This is a genomic window from Leifsonia aquatica (assembly GCF_014190775.1).
Taxonomy (GTDB): domain Bacteria; phylum Actinomycetota; class Actinomycetes; order Actinomycetales; family Microbacteriaceae; genus Leifsonia; species Leifsonia aquatica.
Genome location: NZ_JACHVP010000005.1, coordinates 156,810 through 172,513 on the forward strand (window position 1 = coordinate 156,810; position 15,704 = coordinate 172,513).

A 15,704-nucleotide genomic window follows, 5' to 3' on the forward strand; every position below is an offset into this window, starting at 1 on the left:
CCGACCCAGGGGAGGTGAACGCAATGCCAGCACTGCTCGCCCGGCTCCGCAGCATCCGGACCTCCGAATCCGGCGTCAGCCTCATCGAGGTGATCGTCGCGATGATGATCTTCGCCATCATCTCCGTCGGCGTCGCTTACTCCCTGCTGTCCGCGTTCACCATCACTGGCGACTCCCGCGCACGCGCCGTCGCGACCAACCTCGCCGCTCAGGAGATCGACCTCGACCGATCCAGCGGCGACCTCTTCTCGCTCTACAGCACGACCGCCGACAAGCAGGTGCAGGTCCCGGCCGGGACGGGCGCGGTGTACTCGATCAAGCGCACCGTCAGCTGGGTCTACGGCTCCGGCGGCGACGTCGACTGCAACGCCTCGGCCGCGTCCTCGATCCTCTACAAGCGCGTGCGTGTGCAGATCAGCTGGCCGAAGATGATCGGTCAGCCCGTCGTCTCCGACACGGTGCTCGCACCGAGCACCAAGATCAGCGTCGACACCCTCGGCACCATCCTCGTCTCCACGAAGTCGGCCGCAGGGGCGCCCGTCGCCGGCATCGGCGTCACCGTCTCACCGGACCCGGGTTCGGTCCCGTCGGCCACCGACTCGATGGGGTGCAGCTACGTGCTCAAGGTCCCGCCGGGCACCTACACCGTCACCGCGTCCAAGACGGGCTACATCGACCCCTTTCAGAACCAGGCGCCCAGCAAGATCGTCACGGTCAAGGCGGGGCAGAGCACCTCGGCGGGATTCACCTACGACCGCGCGGGCGCCGTCGCCTGGGCGTGGCCGAGCAGCGGCAGCGTCACGGTGCCGAGCACAGCCGCCGTGAGCGTCCTCAGCACCTACGGCGTCTGGACCACCGCGGCGACCTCGCCGACGAGTGCGCTGCTCTTCCCGTCGACCGCCTACAGCGTCGTCGCAGGCGCCTACGCGCCCTACACCGAGGCGAATCCGGGCTGCCGTTCCCCGAATCCGGGCGACTGGCCCCAGTACACCTCCGCGGGCCGGACCTACCTCGCGCCCGCCGCACCCGTGACGTCCGTGAGTCCAGGAGTGACTACACCCGCTGCGAACGTCGGGAAATTGCCGATGGGATCGATCACCGTCACGAACCCGAACAACCAGAGCGCGAACCTCAACCTCCGGGCGGTCAGCACGACGCCGTTCGTCTCGGGGGACCCAGGGTGCACGGGAAAACCGCAGACCATCGACTTCGCCCTCGGGGTTCTCGGCAAGTCCGCGAACAGCAAGGTGACGATCGTCCTTCCCTACGGGGCGTGGACGCTCAAGTACGGGACGTCGACGACACCGTCGACGGCGATGCCGTCGTCGTGGCTCTCCATCCCCACCGGAGCGACCGGCGTGACCATCGGAGCCTCGGGAGCGTTCACCCTCGACCCCCGGGTGGTGCAGCCGTGAGCCGCGGACGACACACCATCCGACTCCGTGACGACGAGAGCGGTATCAGCCTCATCGAGTGGATCGTCGCGATGTTCGTCTTCGGCATCGTCATCACCCTCATCGCGAACCTGTATGTCAGCACCACCCGCGCGATGGACAACGCGCAGAACACGAACCAGAACACCCGGTCGGCATCGAATGCGATGAACGAGACGGCCAGGATGCTGCGCGCAGGGACGGACAACCCGGTGCAGGCGACCGGCTTCGGCACGCCCCCGCCCAACGATCCCGCCTTCGTCTACGCACGCAACGAAGCCGTGCTCTTCTATGCCTTCGTGAACCTGACCGGCACCACGCAGCAGCCGATCCAGGTCCGCATCCGGGTCGACCAGACCACGCGGAAGCTCGTCGAGGACATCTGGCCCTCGACGAGCCTGGGCAACGGCTACTGGTCGTTCCCGGCCGAGACGACGACCCCCCAGCGCACGCGCATCCTGGCCGACGCCATCGCCCCGCGCGCCGGCACCGCTCCCTGGACCTTCACCTACCTGGATTCCACCAACACGGCGATCGCCACGAGCGTCGGCGCCACCGGCGGCGTCGCCAACGTCAAGACCACGCTCGCCACGATCGCCGCCGTCCAGGTCACGCTCACCGTGCTCACCAAGACCGGTGTGACGGACCACTCCGTGACGCTCCAGAACACCGTCGGCCTCCCGAACCTCGGGCAGAACAGGACGATCTCATGATGCTCAGGATCGATGCCTGGTTCCGGGCGATCCGTCGCGGACGTGACGATGGGATGGCGCTGATCACCGTCGTGATCTTCGGGACGGTGCTCGTCATGCTGGTGGCGACGGCTGCGGCGTTCGCTGGGAGCGGCGCCATGAAGTCCCGCACCGACGACGACTGGAACGCGGCGATGGCCGCCGCGTACGCCGGTCTCGAGGACTACAAGGCGCGCCTGGCGAACGACAACACGTACGTGCAGTACCGCAACCCGTCCTCGCCCTTCTCCTCCACGAGCACCGGAGTCCTTCCGCCGACGTCGAACCCTGCCTTCAGCGGGTGGGCACAGGTGCCGTCGGGCGATCCGAGCAGCCCGTCCCGCAGCTACTTCCGGTACGACGTGGACAACTCGCAGTATGCGACGACCGGCGTCGTACGACTGCGCTCGACGGGCAAGGTGGGGACAGAGGTCCGGACGATCGTCGTCAACGTCCGCCAGACCGGTTTCATCGACTTCCTCTACTTCACCGACTTCGAGGTGAAGGACCCCGACCAGTCGAACACCGCGTGCGAGACGTCGAGCGGCAAACCGAACTACGCCTGGTACTACTCGACCAACACGCACGACAGCGACTGCACCGAGATCCAGTTCGGGGCGAACGACACCATCAACGGTCCGCTGCACTCCAACGACACCTTGCTGATCTGCGGTTCGACCTTCAACGGGCCGGTCACGACCTCCAACCCCAAGGCGCCCTTCTACTCCAAAGCCTCGGGATGCTCCAACCCCACGTTCAACAAGGGCACCCCCACGCTGGACGCGACGATCGGGATGCCGCAGACGAACGGTCAGATGAAGCTGGAGACGCGGCTCGACGTCGACTCGGTCAAGCGCCCCGGGTGCCTGTACACCGGGCCGACCGTGATCACCTTCACGTCGAACGGGAAGATGAACGTGAAATCGCCGTTCACGCAGTTCACGCAGATCTCGGGCGACCCGGCGAGCAAGACCTTGTCCACCAAGGACAATCCGATGTGCGGGATCCCGGGCACCGGGGCCGGACAACTCGGCTCGGTGGACGGTGCGACCATCGACGTCATCCCGCAGAACCTGGTCTACGTGCAGGACGTCCCTTCCGGCACGACGGACGCGAACGGGTGGGCGCCGAACACGTGGCCGGCCAACTTCACCTGCACCAACTCGCCGACGACCGGGACCGGATGGAAGATCGGGTCCGTTCAGTATCCGCTGACGAACGAGACCGTCCCCGCGGCGAACCCCTCGCACTACAACTGCCTGAAGGGCGACGTCTACGTGCAGGGCACGGTGCACGGCCAGATCACCGTGGCCGCACAGAACTACATCTACATCACGGGAGACATCACCTACCAGGACGGCACCAAGGACATCCTCGGCCTTGTCGGCAACAACGCCGTCTGGGTCTGGAACCCCTTCAACGGAAACACCCCGATGCTCGCGAAGGACCGCACCATCTACGCCGCGATCCTCTCCGTCGCGCACACCTTCATGGTGCAGAACTACGACAAGGGCACAGCCAAACGCGGCACGCTCAACATCTACGGAGCCATCGCCCAGGAATATCGCGGGACCGTCGGGACGGCCGGGTCGCCCGGCACCGGTTACGACAAGAATTACAGCTACGACCCGCGCTTCAAATACACTGCTCCGCCCAAGTTCCTGTCGCCGGTCTCCACGAGCTACGGCGTGAGCACGCTGGTCGAGGTACCGAAGGCGTTCAACCCTGACGGGAGCGCGGCCGGATGAGCGCGACCGTCACACCGGCACTGCTCGGGTTCCTCGTCGTCCTCGGCGGGGCGCTCGGGCTCGCCGTCGGCTCGTTCCTCAACGTGGTCGCCTATCGGCTGCCCATCGGCGGTTCACTCGTGAGCCCGCCGAGCGCGTGCCCGGGTTGCGGCTCCGCCATCCGGCCGTACGACAACATCCCGCTCCTCTCGTGGTTGGTGCTGCGCGGCCGATGCCGGGACTGCCGCGAACCGATCAGCTGGCGCTACCCGCTGGTCGAAGGGGCGACCGGCGTCCTGTTCGTCGTGGTCGCGGTCGCCTTCCTGCCGGAGTTCTCGACGCACGCCCCTCTTCCGTCGGCCCTCAGGCTGATCGCCTTCCTCTATCTGGCGGCCATCACCGTCGTACTGGCCGTGATCGACATCGACACGCACACGCTCCCGAACCGGATCGTGCTCCCCGCGTACATCATCGGCGGCGTGCTCCTGGGCACGGCGCTCGCGATCGACGGCGAGTGGACACGACTGCTCTCCGCCGCCGTGGGTTGCGCCGGGGCGTTCCTCCTCTATCTGGTGCTCGCGCTCGCGCGTCCCGGGGGGATGGGATTCGGGGACGTCAAGCTCGCGGGCGTGCTCGGCCTCTATCTCGGATCGCTCGGCTGGGCTCAGCTCGCCATCGGCGTGTTCGCGGCCTTCGTGCTCGGCGGCGTGTTCGGCATCGCGCTCACGGTGACCAGGCGTGCGACGCGCACGAGCGGCATCCCCTTCGGTCCATGGATGCTCGCGGGCGCGTGGCTCGGAATTCTCGCAGGCGGGCCGCTCTGGGCGGGCTACCTGCAACTGATCGGACTCGGCTGAGGCCGGGGAGGAGGAGAAGATGGCGACCAGCATCGTTGGTGTGGACATCGGCAACGGGATGCTCCGCGCCGTCGAAGTCGCGGATCCGGCCAAACCGAAGCCCACGATCCTGCGGCACGCGGAGATGCCGCTGCCCGAAGGCGCGGTGAGCCGTGGCGAGGTGATCGAGCCGAACACCGTCGCCGCGTCCCTCCGCGAACTCTGGCGAAAAGGCGGCTTCAAGACGAGGAACGTCGTGCTCGGGATGGGAAACCAGCGGGTGCTCGCCCGCGACCTGAGCATGCCGCTCATGTCGTTGGAGCGCATCCGCGAATCGCTGCCGTTCCACGTCCAAGACATGCTCCCCGTCCCGGTGGCGGAGGCGCTGCTCGACTTCTACCCGGTCTCCTACGGCCAGGGCGACAGCGGGCCGACGGTCAACGGGCTCCTGATCGCCGCGGTGAAGGAGGCGGTGCTCGCCAACGTGCGCGCTGCCGAGCTGGCCGGTCTCACGCCCGTCGACGTCGATCTGATCCCGTTCGCACTCAGCCGTGTGTTCGGAGCCCGGTCTGGCCTCACGGGCTTCTCCGCCGTGATCGACATCGGAGCGAACACGACGACGGTGGTGATCGCGGCCGCCGGGGTCCCGCAATTCGTGCGCATCGTCCCGACGGGTGGTGCCGACATGACGCAGGCGCTGCGAGACGGGCTGGAGATCGCTCCGCATCAGGCCGAGGAGCTGAAACGATCGCTCGGCCTGGCGACACAGGTTTCGACGATCGAGGACCAACGAGCCGTCGAGATCATCTATCAGACGGCCGGCGAACTGCTCTCGAGCCTGCGGAACACGATCAACTACTTCGTGAACACACGGCCGGACGCACGCTTCGAGCGGGTGGTCCTCACCGGCGGAGGCGCCCAGCTCCCCGGCTTCGCGGAGGCTCTGGGCGAGATGACGCGGTTGCCGGTCGCGGTCGGAGATCCGTATCTCGCGGTCGGGCTGTCGCGCACTCTCGACGCGGACGAGCTCAGGGCGAGGCGCACGAGCCTGACGGTGGCTCTCGGACTCGCGATCGGGCGTGCGGCGTGAGCGCCGCAGGAGCGGCCTCGTCGTCCGGCGCCGGAACGCCCGCGCCCAAGTCGAGCTGGCTGACCAGGCCGATCGGTGGATCGGCGAAGCAGAAGCAGAAGCGGACCGCGGGAGCGCCGGACGCGCCTCCGCCTTCGACGGTCGAGCCGGATCAGGCGACGGGAGGCGCGAAGCAGGCCGGTCCGAAGACCCCGGTCTCGCCGATCCTCGTCGGCGGCGAGCCGCGCGTCTCGCTGATGCCGCCGGAGGTTCTCGTCGGGAGGCGCGCCAAGCGCATGCGTCGCTCACTCCTCTGGGGTGTGCTCGGTGTGGTGCTCCTCGTCCTCGCGGCCGTCGGAGGGACGGCGGCGCTCGGCTTCCGGGCGCAGCTGGATCTCGCAGCGGCGCAGGCGCATACGGCTGAGCTGCTCGCGGAACAGACCCGCTTCCGGGAGGTCCGCACCGTCCAGGACCAGGTCACTCTCGTGGAAGCCGCACAACAGGTCGGGGCGTCCACCGAGATCGATTGGAAGGACTACCTGCAGAAGGTGCAGGCCACCCTCCCGGCGGACGTCACACTCGCGACCGTGACCATCGATTCCGCGACCCCGCTCGCGACCTACGCCCAGCCGACCGTCCCGTTGCAAGGGTCCCGCGTCGCCACGTTGACCTTCCAGGCATCGAGTCCGACCCTCCCGGTCGTGCCCACGTGGCTGAAGTCGCTGGCCACGCTCCCGGGCTTCGCCGATGCGACGCCGGGGTCGGTCACGCTCGATCCGACGACCGCGACCTACGCGGTCGACATCACGATGCACATCAACGAGACCGCCTTCGACCGGCGGTTCGACCCCCAGGAGAAGTGATCGTGGACAAGAACCGGCTCTGGATCATCTGCAGCGTCCTCGTCATGGCGCTCGTCGTCGCGGGCGGCTGGTTCCTCGGGGTGCAGCCGCAGCTCGCGGCCATCGCCGACGCCGAGTCCCAGACCGCATCCGTGCAGCAGACCAACGACACGTATGCGCAGGCGCTCGCGAAACTGAAGAAGGACTCCGAGGACCTGCCGGCGCTGAAGGCCAAGCTCGCGTCCCTGGCGGCCTCGGTGCCCGAAGGGTCCGACATCCCCGCCTTCATCGACCAATTGAATGCGCTCTACACGGCGTCGAATGTCGTCTGCGTCGACCAGGCCTTCTCCGACGCCGTCGCCTACTCTCCGGTCGCACCGCCCGCCGCCGCGCCGGCGAGCACGCCGGCACCGACATCGGGCGCGACACCCGCCCCCACTCCGACGACGGCGCCGACGGCAGCCGGGGTGCCCCCGGTCGTGAGCTCGCTGATCACGGCGACGAACTTCGCGGCCCGCCCGGTATCCGTGACGGTGCGTGGTCAGTACGGCGACATCCTGAACTTCGTCAGCGGTCTGCAGTCGGGCGCACGACTCTTCCTCGTCACGTCATTCAGTACCGTTCCTGCCGCCGACACCGCTGCTCCGGCGGGGACACTGGATGCGAAAGTCTCCGGGTACGTCTTCTCGCTCACACCCGAAGGCCAGGACGGCGGGGCGCCGGCGACCCCGGGCACGAGCACGGACGCGCCCGCCCAAGCGTCGAAATGAGCTGACCGAGCCCCGCTCCGCCTCCCTCGACATCCACCGCCCCGTTGCTACAGTGGGCCTCACGACGGGCCCGCCGGGCCTCTGGAGGTGCCATGATGAGCGACACGACACCCGATCCCGCGTCCGCGGTCACGGGCGAGCAGCGGGCCACGCCCGTCGAGCCCGCGACGGGTGCGGCCGCATCGGCCGCCGCAGAGGCGCATGACAGCGACCCCGAGGTCGTCGACCCGCCGTCGAGCCCGGTGTCCGCTCGCGGCCACGTGAACCGCCCGGCCGCCGAGTCCGCGACCGATGAGTCGGCCCGGAGCGCAGCGCCCGCGCCCGCCGTCACGCCCGCTCCGGCAGCGCAGGCGCCCGCCGCCGTCACCGAGCCGGAGCCCGTCGTCAGCACCGAGGACGACATCGCCGCAGCCGTCGCCCGGACCGCGGCCCAGCCGGGGGAGGCCGGGGCCACCGCAGCCGGCTCCGCCACGGTCGACACCGCGTCGCCGGCGGAGGCCGCCGCACCGATCGTCGCCGCCGCCGCCGCGGCGGAAGCGCAGACCGCTCCGGCCGCGACCGCCGCCTACGGCACCGCGCCGGTGGCCGGGACCGCGTGGGCGCCGGAGCAGACCGGAGCGCCCGTCCCGCTGCAGCCGCAGCCGGTGGCGCCGATCTTCCTGCAGCGTCCCGAGCCGCCGAAGCGCAAGAGCAACCGCGGCACGGGCATCCTGATCGTCCTGGTCGGGACGGTCGCGTTCGCCCTGCTCTGGAGCGTCGCGGTCGTCGTGGTGGGCGCCCTGCTGACGCCCAGCAACGAGTACCTGCAGGCGCTCCTCGAGTACTACACGCAGCAGATCTCGGGCTGGGTGCCGGTCGTCGCGTTCTTCGTTGGCATGGTCGTCCTGGTGCAGATCGTGAACCGCTCGCGCTGGTGGGCGTACATCCTCGGCGGCCTCGTCGTGGCGGTCTTCGTCTACTTCACCTACGTCGGCGCCTACCTGGTCGACGCGCACTACTGGGAGCGCACGCCGGCCGAGTTCGCCATCCTGCTCCGCAGCGCCTGGCTGAACCCGTTCGCCGTTCTCGCCGGCGTCATCGCCCGCGAGATCTCGGTCTGGACGGGCGCCTGGCTCGCCGCGCGCGGCCGCAAGCTGAAGGCCCGCAACGCTGAGGCGCAGGCGGACTACGAGCAGCAGGTCGCCGACGCCCAGAACCAGGCCGTCGCCGCCTACGCCACGCAGCAGGGGTACTGAGCCGGCGGTCATGCGTGACGAACGCGCGTATGCGACCATCGTGGCGTTGTTCGCCGCGGGTCTCTACCTCGCGCTGATCGTCGCGGGCTTCGGCCTGCTCTCCCTCGCGACCAACACCGAGGTCGTCGCCGATCCCGCCATCGGAACGCTCGTCGGGCCGATCATGGTCGGCGCCGCGGTGCTCGCGCTCCTCCTCGCATTGATCGCCCGGGGGACGCGCGTGCCCGCCGATCGCCAGCGCGTCTCCCCGGGGAACGCCCTCCTCATCGGGCTTGTCTGCTACCTCGTCTACGTGGTCGCGGGAGCGGTCGCCGGCATCGCGGGGGACCCGTCGCAGTCCCTGCGCGCCGTGCTCTTCGCCGCGGGCCAGTTCGGCAGCTGGTACGCCGTGCTCGTCGGGATCGCGGCCTTCGTCGTCACCCTGCTCTACCAGCTGGTGCTGGTCGGCCGCTTCGCCCAGCGGGGCAGACCGCGCTGGCCCTGGGAGGGGGATGACGACGAGTGAGCACCCGTCGCCGTTTCGCCCTGCGCGGACGGCGCCCTAGCACAGCCCCGTTCATTTGACCGGGAGGGGCGCGGACGATAACATTTATCGGGTGTGCGCTCTGCTGCGCGCTCGTTCCGTGCCCAGAAATGGGACCAGCGATGGAGGAGCGAGCGAGCTGGCACGTACTCATCCGATGGGCAGGAAGACCGCACGGGATTCCGGCCCCCACGGCATATCGGCGGCGAGATTTCGATCGTCGGTCGATTCCCCAGACGACTGAGACGCCCGGAGACGGGTTGATCGGTCATGGGACAAGCAACAACTGTCACCGTGCAGTCCATAAAAGGAGAAGTTCAGTGCCTACCATTCAGCAGTTGGTTCGAAAGGGCCGGACGCCGAAGGTCACCAAGACCAAGGCTCCCGCCCTGAAGGCCAACCCCCAGCAGCGCGGCGTGTGCACCCGCGTCTACACCACCACCCCGAAGAAGCCGAACTCCGCGCTCCGCAAGGTCGCGCGCGTCAAGCTCTCCAACGGGACCGAGGTCACCGCGTACATCCCCGGTGAGGGCCACAACCTGCAGGAGCACTCGATGGTGCTCGTCCGCGGCGGCCGTGTGAAGGACCTCCCCGGCGTCCGTTACAAGATCGTCCGCGGCGCCCTGGACACCCAGGCCGTCAAGAACCGCAAGCAGGCTCGCAGCCGCTACGGCGCGAAGATGGAGAAGAAGTAATGCCTCGCAAGGGTCCCGCTCCGAAGCGTCCCGTCGTCGCCGACCCGGTCTACGGTTCGCCGGTCGTCAGCCAGCTCGTCAACAAGATCCTCCTCGACGGCAAGAAGGGCCTCGCCGAGCGCATCGTCTACGACGCGCTCGAGGGTGTCTCCTCCAAGTCGGGCAATGACGCGGTCACCACGCTCAAGAAGGCTCTCGACAACATCCGCCCGACCCTCGAGGTCCGCAGCCGCCGCGTCGGTGGCTCGACCTACCAGGTGCCGGTCGAGGTCAAGCCGCACCGCGCGAACACCCTCGCGCTGCGCTGGCTCACCAGCTACGCCAAGGGTCGTCGCGAGAAGACGATGACCGAGCGTCTCACCAACGAGATCCTCGACGCATCGAACGGCCTCGGCGCCGCTGTGAAGCGTCGCGAGGACACGCACAAGATGGCCGAGTCGAACAAGGCCTTCGCGCACTACCGCTGGTAATGATTTCCGTCGGCTGGGCGTTGCACCCTCTGGGGCTGCGCCCGGCCGGCGCCCCTTCCACTCTCTACTCTTTCGGAGGAACCCTGTGGCACAGGACGTGCTCACCGACCTGACAAAGGTCCGCAACATCGGCATCATGGCCCACATCGATGCCGGCAAGACCACCACGACCGAGCGCATCCTGTTCTACACGGGCGTCAACCACAAGATCGGTGAGACGCACGACGGCGCGTCGACCACCGACTGGATGGAGCAGGAGAAGGAGCGCGGCATCACCATCACGTCCGCGGCCGTGACCTGCTTCTGGAACAAGAACCAGATCAACATCATCGACACCCCCGGTCACGTGGACTTCACCGTCGAGGTGGAGCGTTCGCTCCGCGTCCTCGACGGCGCCGTCGCCGTCTTCGACGGCAAGGAGGGCGTCGAGCCCCAGTCCGAGACCGTCTGGCGCCAGGCCGACAAGTACAACGTCCCGCGCATCTGCTTCGTCAACAAGATGGACAAGCTCGGCGCCGACTTCTACTTCACCGTCGACACCATCGTGAAGCGCCTCGGCGCCAAGCCGCTGGTCCTCCAGCTCCCGATCGGCTCCGAGTCGTCCTTCGAGGGCGTCGTCGACCTGGTCGAGATGCGCGCGCTCACCTGGCGTGGAGACGCCAAGGGTGACGTGCAGATGGGCGCGAAGTACGCCATCGAGGAGATCCCCGCCGACCTCGTCGAGAAGGCCGAGGAGTACCGTCAGGCCCTCCTCGAGACCGTCGCCGAGTCCGACGACGCGCTGCTCGAGAAGTTCTTCGGTGGCGAGGAGCTCACGGTCGCCGAGATCAAGGGCGCCATCCGCAAGCTCACCGTCAACAGCGAGATCTACCCGGTCCTCTGCGGCTCGGCGTTCAAGAACCGCGGTGTGCAGCCGATGCTCGACGCCGTGATCGACTACCTCCCGTCGCCGCTCGACGTGCCCGCCATCGAGGCGCACGACCCGCGCGACGAGGAGAAGGTCATCCTCCGTCACGCCGACGCCAGCGAGCCGTTCTCGGCTCTGGCGTTCAAGGTCGCGGTCCACCCGTTCTTCGGTCGTCTGACCTACGTGCGCGTGTACTCGGGCCGTGTCGACTCCGGTGCCGCGGTCGTGAACTCGACCAAGGGCCGCAAGGAGCGCATCGGCAAGATCTTCCAGATGCACGCCAACAAGGAGAACCCGGTCGACTTCGTCACCGCCGGCAACATCTACGCGGTCATCGGCCTCAAGGACACCACCACCGGCGACACCCTGTGCGACCCGGACAACCAGGTCGTCCTCGAGTCGATGACGTTCCCGGAGCCGGTCATCGAGGTCGCCATCGAGCCGAAGACCAAGGCCGACCAGGAGAAGCTGGGCACCGCGATCCAGAAGCTCGCCGAAGAGGACCCGACGTTCCGCACCGAGCAGAACCAGGAGACCGGTCAGACGGTCATCAAGGGCATGGGCGAGCTGCACCTCGACATCCTCGTGGACCGCATGAAGCGCGAGTTCAACGTCGAGGCCAACGTCGGCAAGCCGCAGGTGGCCTACCGCGAGACCCTGCGTCGCCCGGTCGAGAAGTACGACTACACCCACAAGAAGCAGACCGGTGGATCCGGCCAGTTCGCAAAGGTGCAGATCTCCCTCGAGCCGATGGAGGTCACCCCCGAGACGTCCTACGAGTTCGTCAACGCCGTGACGGGTGGTCGCGTTCCGCGCGAGTACATCCCCTCGGTCGACGCGGGCATCCAGGACGCGATGCAGGTCGGCGTGCTCGCCGGCTTCCCGACGGTGGGCGTCAAGGCGACGCTCGTCGACGGTGCCTCGCACGACGTCGACTCCTCGGAGATGGCGTTCAAGATCGCCGGATCGATGGCCTACAAGGAGGCCGCTCGCAAGGCGAACCCCGTGCTCCTCGAGCCGCTCATGGCGGTCGAGGTGCGCACGCCCGAGGAGTACATGGGCGATGTGATCGGTGACCTCAACTCCCGTCGTGGTCAGATCCAGTCGATGGAGGAGGCGAGTGGCGTCAAGGTCATCCGCGCCAACGTCCCCCTGTCGGAGATGTTCGGATACATCGGCGACCTGCGTTCCAAGACGTCGGGCCGCGCGGTGTACTCGATGACCTTCGACAGCTACGCGGAGGTCCCGAAGGCCGTCGCTGACGAGATCGTTCAGAAGAGCAAGGGCGAGTGACCTCGGTCGCTCCCTTTCGGAACATCCCGTAACATAAGAAACCAATCCCGTAGGTCTGCCGGTCGAAATCCATCGACCGGGACATCTACACGAGAGTCCTGAGGAGGACCCAGTGGCTAAGGCCAAGTTCGAGCGGACTAAGCCGCACGTCAACATCGGAACCATCGGTCACGTCGACCACGGCAAGACGACGCTCACCGCGGCGATCTCCAAGGTGCTTGCTGACAAGTACCCGTCGGCGACCAACGTTCAGCGCGACTTCGCGTCGATCGACTCGGCTCCGGAAGAGCGTCAGCGTGGTATCACGATCAACATCTCGCACGTCGAGTACGAGACGCCGAAGCGCCACTACGCGCACGTTGACGCCCCGGGTCACGCCGACTACATCAAGAACATGATCACCGGCGCCGCTCAGATGGACGGTGCGATCCTCGTGGTCGCCGCCACCGACGGTCCGATGGCTCAGACCCGTGAGCACGTTCTGCTCGCCAAGCAGGTCGGCGTGCCGTACCTGCTCGTCGCGCTGAACAAGTCCGACATGGTCGACGACGAGGAGATCCTGGAGCTCGTCGAGCTCGAGGTCCGCGAGCTCCTCTCGAGCCAGGACTTCCCGGGTGACGACGCTCCGGTCGTCCGCGTCTCGGGCCTCAAGGCTCTCGAGGGCGACGAGAAGTGGGTGCAGTCGATCGTCGAGCTCATGGAGGCCGTCGACGAGTCCATCCCGGACCCGGTGCGCGACAAGGACAAGCCGTTCCTGATGCCGATCGAGGACGTCTTCACGATCACCGGTCGTGGAACCGTCGTCACGGGCCGCGCTGAGCGTGGCACGCTGGCCATCAACTCCGAGGTCGAGATCGTCGGCATCCGCCCGACGCAGAAGACCACCGTCACGGGTATCGAGATGTTCCACAAGCAGCTCGACGAGGCCTGGGCCGGCGAGAACTGTGGTCTGCTCCTCCGTGGCACCAAGCGCGAGGACGTCGAGCGCGGTCAGGTCGTCGTGAAGCCGGGTTCGGTCACGCCGCACACCAACTTCGAGGGCACTGCCTACATCCTCTCGAAGGAGGAGGGTGGCCGTCACAACCCCTTCTACACGAACTACCGTCCGCAGTTCTACTTCCGGACCACCGACGTCACCGGCGTCATCTCGCTGCCCGAGGGCACCGAGATGGTCATGCCCGGCGACACCACCGACATGACGGTCGAGCTGATCCAGCCGATCGCCATGGAGGAGGGCCTCGGCTTCGCCATCCGTGAGGGTGGCCGCACCGTGGGCGCCGGTACGGTGACCAAGATCATCAAGTAGTCGATCTCTTCGACTGACTCGGAAGAGGGTCGGGCCTTCGGGCCCGGCCCTTCTTTCGTTAACCCGGGCTTTACCTCGGCGCTCCGGAGGCGCAGTATGGATTCACCGTTCCAACCGGACGGATCCGTCGATGGAGGGAGACGCCTATGGCAATCCAAGACCTCGCAAACCAGCCCAAGCCGCTGACCGGATCACGGACGGAGAGTTCGGACACCGCGTAAGCGGTCTTGAAACCAATGGAGCAGCGGCGCGAGGCGCTGCTCGAGCGGGGCCGGCGATACGCCGGCCCCGCTCCCTCGTTTCCGGGTGAGTGCGCCTCCCCGGTACGTTTGCTCCCGTTCGCCGCCGCGCAAACCTACCGCGGCGCAGCAGATACCGAATCGCTCACAGGGCACTTCGGAGGAGCGCCCCTCCACAGAACGCGCCAGCAGGGCCCGTGCGTCCCCGTCCCCGGGTAGACCGGACCGATGACGATCGACCGTACGCACGCCCCTCTTGTCTTGACCCGCGATCTGCGCGACCTGGCGGACACTCGCCACCAGCACGCGCGGGCCGCCCTCGCGGGCAGCGAGGTCCGAGTCGGGCGCGGCGTGTACGTCCGTCGAGAGGACTGGGACGAGCTCGATGCTCTCGATCGTTACCGCCTGCGGATGGTCGCTTTCGCTCGCACCCGGAAGCGACCGCCAGTGTTCTCTCATCAATCGGCAGCGGTGCTGCACGGCCTTCCGATGATCGGCTCCGTTCCGGAGCGCATTCACGTGAGCGTCGGGAGCACGGCTGGCGGTCGCTCGGCGCGCGCCGTGGTCGCACACTCGCGCGAAGTGGTGCTCGAGGACATCGTGGAGGTGGACGGCCTCCGAACCACTTCGCTCCCGCGCACGGCCATCGACCTCGCTGCCACGGCACCCCGGCCCGATGCGGTCGTCGTGGCCGACGCCGTCGTTCGCAACGGGTCGCCCCGACTCGCCCTGCTCGAGGCGTGGCTCCGCGCCCAGCCGATGCGCGGTCATCGGCGAGCCCAGGAGGTCATCGCCTTCGCCGATGCGCGGGCGGAGTCGCCCCTCGAGTCCGTGAGCCGAGTCAGCATGCACGCCGGGGGAGTGCCGCAGCCCGCCCTTCAGGTGCCGTATTCGGACAGCGCCGGTCTGATCGGCCGCGTCGACTTCGCATGGCCGGCGTTCGGGGTGGTCGGCGAGGCGGACGGTGATGCCAAGTATCTCGACGCCGATCTTCGCGGTGGCCGCTCGGCAGAGCGCGTCGTGCTCGACGAGAAGGTGAGGGAGGACCGGCTGCGGGCGCTCGGACTGCGGGTCGTCCGCTGGCGCTGGACCACCGCGATCGACCCCGAAGCACTCGCGGCCCACCTGGCCGCCGCAGGTCTCCCCATCGACCATCGCACCCTATGGAGTGAGTGCTGCGCCTAGGTACGATTGCGGTGCGGCGAGCGTGCGCAGACGTACCGGAGGGCCGCAATTGCCTCGCCGCGAAGCGCGGCGCGAGGCGCGCCACGCCGTGCGACACGCCCGGGTTGCAGCTTGGGCGGGGATCTGGCAAACTTGTCTAGTTCAACATTCCGGACGGCTGCGCTCACGCGCGTCCCGGCCGGATCACTGCCAGGCAGTGCATAGCCCACCGCGAGGCCTCTCGAGGCCGGCGGGCAGATGGTTAGGCCGCAGGCAGCAGGACACGCTCAAATCGACCACCCTCGGGGACCAGGGGCTTTCTCTGTCCTCGATTCGGGCGACACGCCCGAGCGCGGGGGTCGGAGAGTTGACAGAAGAATAGTGGCGTTCCCCTGCGTTCGTCGCACCGCGTCCAATGCGAATCGGCTCCGAGAGGATCCGACTCGTACGACGCCATAACAAGA

The 15,704-nt window shown here is 67.8% G+C and carries 14 protein-coding genes; all 14 read left to right on the top strand.

Annotated elements, in window-relative coordinates:
- Positions 1-23: 23 nt before the first annotated feature.
- On the top strand, positions 24-1,415 hold the full coding sequence (locus FHX33_RS18925) for a prepilin-type N-terminal cleavage/methylation domain-containing protein (protein WP_021765478.1): 1,392 nt from the start codon (positions 24-26) through the stop codon (positions 1,413-1,415).
- Positions 1,412-2,146 (top strand): prepilin-type N-terminal cleavage/methylation domain-containing protein, encoded by a 735-nt coding sequence (locus FHX33_RS18930; protein ID WP_021765477.1) that lies wholly within the window; start codon positions 1,412-1,414, stop codon positions 2,144-2,146. The genes FHX33_RS18925 and FHX33_RS18930 overlap by 4 nt, the downstream gene beginning before the upstream one ends.
- Positions 2,146-3,912 carry a hypothetical protein gene (locus FHX33_RS18935; RefSeq protein ID WP_039924191.1) on the top strand — a complete coding sequence of 589 codons (1,767 nt, stop codon included), beginning with the start codon at positions 2,146-2,148 and terminating at the stop codon, positions 3,910-3,912. The genes FHX33_RS18930 and FHX33_RS18935 overlap by 1 nt, the downstream gene beginning before the upstream one ends.
- A complete protein-coding gene (locus FHX33_RS18940) occupies positions 3,909-4,748 on the top strand; it encodes a prepilin peptidase (protein WP_021765475.1) in 840 nt (279 codons plus the stop codon). Before FHX33_RS18935 ends, FHX33_RS18940 begins: the two co-directional genes overlap by 4 nt.
- Before the next feature lie 19 nt (positions 4,749-4,767).
- A complete protein-coding gene (gene pilM / locus FHX33_RS18945) occupies positions 4,768-5,817 on the top strand; it encodes a type IV pilus assembly protein PilM (RefSeq protein WP_021765474.1) in 1,050 nt (349 codons plus the stop codon).
- Entirely contained in the window at positions 5,814-6,659 is an 846-nt protein-coding gene (locus FHX33_RS18950; RefSeq protein ID WP_051337075.1) for a hypothetical protein, read from the top strand. Before pilM ends, FHX33_RS18950 begins: the two co-directional genes overlap by 4 nt.
- Positions 6,660-6,661: 2 nt before the next feature.
- Positions 6,662-7,408 (top strand): type IV pilus inner membrane component PilO, encoded by a 747-nt coding sequence (locus FHX33_RS18955; protein ID WP_155829184.1) that lies wholly within the window; start codon positions 6,662-6,664, stop codon positions 7,406-7,408.
- A 95-nt stretch (positions 7,409-7,503) separates the two neighbouring features.
- Positions 7,504-8,643: a hypothetical protein gene (locus FHX33_RS18960; protein WP_183428866.1), complete on the top strand. Its 1,140-nt coding sequence runs from the start codon at positions 7,504-7,506 to the stop codon at positions 8,641-8,643.
- Positions 8,644-8,653: 10 nt separating this feature from the next.
- Positions 8,654-9,148: a DUF6121 family protein gene (locus tag FHX33_RS18965; protein WP_021759599.1), complete on the top strand. Its 495-nt coding sequence runs from the start codon at positions 8,654-8,656 to the stop codon at positions 9,146-9,148.
- Between the two features lie 338 nt (positions 9,149-9,486).
- Positions 9,487-9,861, top strand: a complete 375-nt coding sequence (gene rpsL / locus FHX33_RS18970) for a 30S ribosomal protein S12 (protein WP_011186743.1) — start codon at positions 9,487-9,489, stop codon at positions 9,859-9,861.
- On the top strand, positions 9,861-10,331 hold the full coding sequence (rpsG, locus tag FHX33_RS18975; RefSeq protein ID WP_021759597.1) for a 30S ribosomal protein S7: 471 nt from the start codon (positions 9,861-9,863) through the stop codon (positions 10,329-10,331). Before rpsL ends, rpsG begins: the two co-directional genes overlap by 1 nt.
- A gap of 85 nt (positions 10,332-10,416) precedes the next feature.
- Entirely contained in the window at positions 10,417-12,531 is a 2,115-nt protein-coding gene (gene fusA, locus FHX33_RS18980) for an elongation factor G (protein ID WP_021759596.1), read from the top strand.
- A gap of 112 nt (positions 12,532-12,643) precedes the next feature.
- On the top strand, positions 12,644-13,837 hold the full coding sequence (gene tuf / locus FHX33_RS18985) for an elongation factor Tu (RefSeq protein WP_021759595.1): 1,194 nt from the start codon (positions 12,644-12,646) through the stop codon (positions 13,835-13,837).
- An 800-nt stretch (positions 13,838-14,637) separates the two neighbouring features.
- A complete protein-coding gene (locus FHX33_RS18990) occupies positions 14,638-15,261 on the top strand; it encodes a hypothetical protein (protein WP_155828977.1) in 624 nt (207 codons plus the stop codon).
- Positions 15,262-15,704 lie beyond the last annotated feature (443 nt).

Bases quoted from the DNA above. Each gene is read 5' to 3' on its own strand.
- FHX33_RS18925 (WP_021765478.1), top strand. From the start codon at position 24: ATGCCAGCACTGCTCGCCCGGCTCCGCAGCATCCGGACCTCCGAATCC.
- FHX33_RS18935 (WP_039924191.1), top strand. From the start codon at position 2,146: ATGCTCAGGATCGATGCCTGGTTCCGGGCGATCCGTCGCGGACGTGAC.
- FHX33_RS18940 (WP_021765475.1), top strand. From the start codon at position 3,909: ATGAGCGCGACCGTCACACCGGCACTGCTCGGGTTCCTCGTCGTCCTC.
- pilM (WP_021765474.1), top strand. From the start codon at position 4,768: ATGGCGACCAGCATCGTTGGTGTGGACATCGGCAACGGGATGCTCCGC.
- FHX33_RS18960 (WP_183428866.1), top strand. From the start codon at position 7,504: ATGAGCGACACGACACCCGATCCCGCGTCCGCGGTCACGGGCGAGCAG.
- FHX33_RS18965 (WP_021759599.1), top strand. From the start codon at position 8,654: ATGCGTGACGAACGCGCGTATGCGACCATCGTGGCGTTGTTCGCCGCG.
- rpsG (WP_021759597.1), top strand. From the start codon at position 9,861: ATGCCTCGCAAGGGTCCCGCTCCGAAGCGTCCCGTCGTCGCCGACCCG.